4 protein-coding genes are annotated in these 2651 nt (G+C 61.9%); 3 read left to right on the top strand and 1 reads right to left on the bottom strand.

Annotation, left to right across the window (positions count from 1 at the left end; translation table 11 throughout):
- Positions 1–65: 65 nt before the first annotated feature.
- Positions 66–203, bottom strand: coding sequence for a hypothetical protein (locus VN856_RS20710; protein ID WP_325692427.1), 138 nt, complete (start codon positions 201–203; stop codon positions 66–68).
- A gap of 332 nt (positions 204–535) precedes the next feature.
- On the opposite strand from VN856_RS20710, the gene VN856_RS20705 reads away from it, so the two are divergent.
- The 3 genes from VN856_RS20705 to VN856_RS20695 form a co-directional block, all read left to right on the top strand.
- Positions 536–1108 (top strand): HdeD family acid-resistance protein, encoded by a 573-nt coding sequence (locus VN856_RS20705; RefSeq protein ID WP_325692425.1) that lies wholly within the window; start codon positions 536–538, stop codon positions 1106–1108.
- Positions 1109–1175: 67 nt separating this feature from the next.
- The gene (locus VN856_RS20700; RefSeq protein WP_325692423.1) at positions 1176–2120 is read left to right on the top strand and encodes a DUF5996 family protein; all 945 of its coding nucleotides are present in this window, start codon (positions 1176–1178) and stop codon (positions 2118–2120) included.
- Positions 2121–2213: 93 nt separating this feature from the next.
- Positions 2214–2651 (top strand): hypothetical protein (locus tag VN856_RS20695; RefSeq protein WP_325692421.1); only part of this gene is annotated, 438 nt, incomplete at its 3' end.

Here is a 2651-nt window from a genome sequence, read left to right as displayed (position 1 = left end):
GGCGGTGCGGTACTGCAGCCGAAATAGCAAGCAGCCGAGGCGCTGCATGGGTTGAGCGAAATGGGTTATGCGAGAGCGGGCCGCAGACGGCTGATCGTCGTGGCCGGCCGGTTGGTCCCCATGATGACGTGGGCGGCGGTGATGATCGCCGGAATGATGACGGGGGCCAGAACCAACAGCATGATGAAGATGGGCAGTAACATGATTTCACCTACGTTTCTCCGCGGCGCGGAACAGTCGAAATGGGTTGTGGTTATTGGCGATTCAAAATCAGATCTGAATCGGTGTCAGCTGGGTTGCTGTAACGCGACGGTGCGTTGGTCAGAAATTTAACGGCACCAACCCGCCGCGGCGATGTCTCTGAACGACCAACTTGGGACGGGTAGTTGTCTTCCGGCGACAAAGGCAACAGGCGCGGCCAGCCACTTGTACACCGGCGGTTTCAGCCAGACGTTGTTCGTGGTACCTGTGCGCGATGCCGAATTGTGTCGCCGCGGACATTTTATTGACGTCGATTTGGGCTAATGATATTCAGATGACGAATACCAACCAGACCGTTCTTGAGGGTCCTCTGCAGCAGCTTGCTCGCAGTGCGTGGCAATTGCTGCTGCTCATCGGCGTGATGGCCGTGGCACTCGGTGTCATTGTCCTGGCCTGGCCAGGCAAGACACTGCTCGTGGCGGGTGTCCTGTTCGGCATCTACCTGGTGGTTTCCGGAATCGGATATGTGTTTGCCGCTTTCGGCACGCACAGCGGTGCCGCAATGAGAGTGCTGACGTTCATCACCGGGGTCGTGTCACTGGTTTTGGGTTTCTTCTGCTTCCGCGACAAATTCGAGGCGGTGACGCTTCTGGCTTTGTGGATCGGCATCAGCTGGGTGTTCCGCGGGATGACGCTGCTGGCCGCGGCGCTGTCCTTCGACCACATGCCCGGACGTGGCTGGCAGGCGTTCTCCGGCCTGATCATCGTCATCGGCGGCGGCGTGATGATCGTTTCTCCGCTCGACTCGATCGCGGTCCTGACTTTGGTCGCGGGCTGCTGGCTGATCGTCATCGGCATCATGGACGTCATCTCGGCGTTCCAGGTTCGCCACAGGGCAAAGGCATAGCCGAGGGTTTCGGGCCCTCCTGAGCGCGAAGCGGATGGGTGTGGAGCCTTGGGTGGAGCCTGACGCCATGAACGAACCCGTACGGTCCGACGGTTGGCCGTCCTTGGTGGCGGACGAATGGACGGGCACACGCGACACCTTGCACATGTGGACGCAAATCGTCGGCAAGATCCGCATGGTCCACATGCCGCTGCTCAATCACTGGTGGCAGGTGACTTTGTATGTAAGTCCACGAGGGTTGACCACGGGCGCCATCCCGGATCGCGATGCAGTGTTCGACATGGAGTTTGATTTCGTCGGCCACGTGCTTGCGATCCGCCATAGTGGCGGAGACGTGAAAACGGTGCGGTTAGCGGCCAGACCGGTCGCCGAATTTTATGGCGATACGCTCTCGGCGCTGGACAGTCTGGGCATCGACTCGCACATCGTCCCCAAGCCCAACGAGGTAGAACCCGCTATCCCGTTCGCTGAGGACTATCAACACGCCGAATACGATCCGGACGCGGCTAGAAAGTTCTGGCAGCAGCTGGTGCAGGCGCACCGGGTAATGACCGATTTCCGCGCGGCGTTCGTAGGAAAGGCCAGCCCGGTTCAATTCTTCTGGGGTGCGTTGGATTTAGCCGCGACACGGTTCTCCGGACGACCGGCTCCGCTGCATCCGGGAGGGGCCCCCAACTGTCCCGACTGGGTGATGGCCGAAGGGTATTCACGCGAACTCAGCAGCTGTGGCTTCTGGCCGGGCGGCGGGAAAGAAGGCGCCTTCTACTCCTACGCGTATCCGCAGCCGGAAGGTTTTGCCGCGCACCGCGTCGAGCCGGACGCCGCCTACTTCAGCGACGAATACCAAGAGTTTCTGCTGCCCTACGAAGCCGTACGCACTGCCGATGATCCCGACGGCGCGGTCGCCCGGTTCTTGCAGACCACCTACGAGGCGGCCGCCGAACTTGCCGGCTGGGATCGTGGGGCCCTTGAGGACGACCCGAACCGCCTGGCGCCGCTCATGCGCCGCTAGCTCCCGGACTGGCAACCGCGCGAACAACACAGTCGGCAATCTTCGTCTCGCCAGGACAATCGCCGCGGTCGTGCCGGCACTTACTGTGCCGTCATGAAAAGCGACCGTTTCACGAATAGCGACACGAAAAGCGACATCAGAAGTGACATGGTGCTGCGCCAGGTCGCGGATGTCGCAGAGGTGGTCTACCGCCGAACGGACGAAGTGTCGATGGGGCTCGCCCGCGCCATCGCCCGCGAGGTGCGGCTCGACCAGGCGGCGCCGGCGGTACCGTCTGACGTCTTGGCCGCGGCTTGTGCGGCCAACGTGCGAGCAATTTTTGAAGCGATCGCCACCGGCGGCGAATTCAACGTGGCAGCCGCCACCCGGGTGGGGGTCGAGGGGGCGCGTGATGAAGTGCCGCTGCCGTCGGTGATGGAGGCTTATCGGGTCGGTTTTCGCGGAGTGTGGGAAATCGTTGCGGCTGAGGTGGCGTCGCGGCCGTGCGCCGATCGCGATGTGTTGCGAACGATGACCGCGCAATTGATGGCC

Origin of the sequence: Mycobacterium sp. (assembly GCF_035603715.1) — a bacterium.
Classification (GTDB): domain Bacteria; phylum Actinomycetota; class Actinomycetes; order Mycobacteriales; family Mycobacteriaceae; genus Mycobacterium.
This window is presented reverse-complemented; position numbering and strand designations above follow the sequence as displayed.

Excerpts from the sequence above, each read along its gene's own strand:
- VN856_RS20700 (WP_325692423.1), top strand. The coding sequence starts at position 1,176 with ATGAACGAACCCGTACGGTCCGACGGTTGGCCGTCCTTGGTGGCGGAC.
- VN856_RS20705 (WP_325692425.1), top strand. The coding sequence starts at position 536 with ATGACGAATACCAACCAGACCGTTCTTGAGGGTCCTCTGCAGCAGCTT.
- VN856_RS20710 (WP_325692427.1), bottom strand. The coding sequence starts at position 203 with ATGTTACTGCCCATCTTCATCATGCTGTTGGTTCTGGCCCCCGTCATC.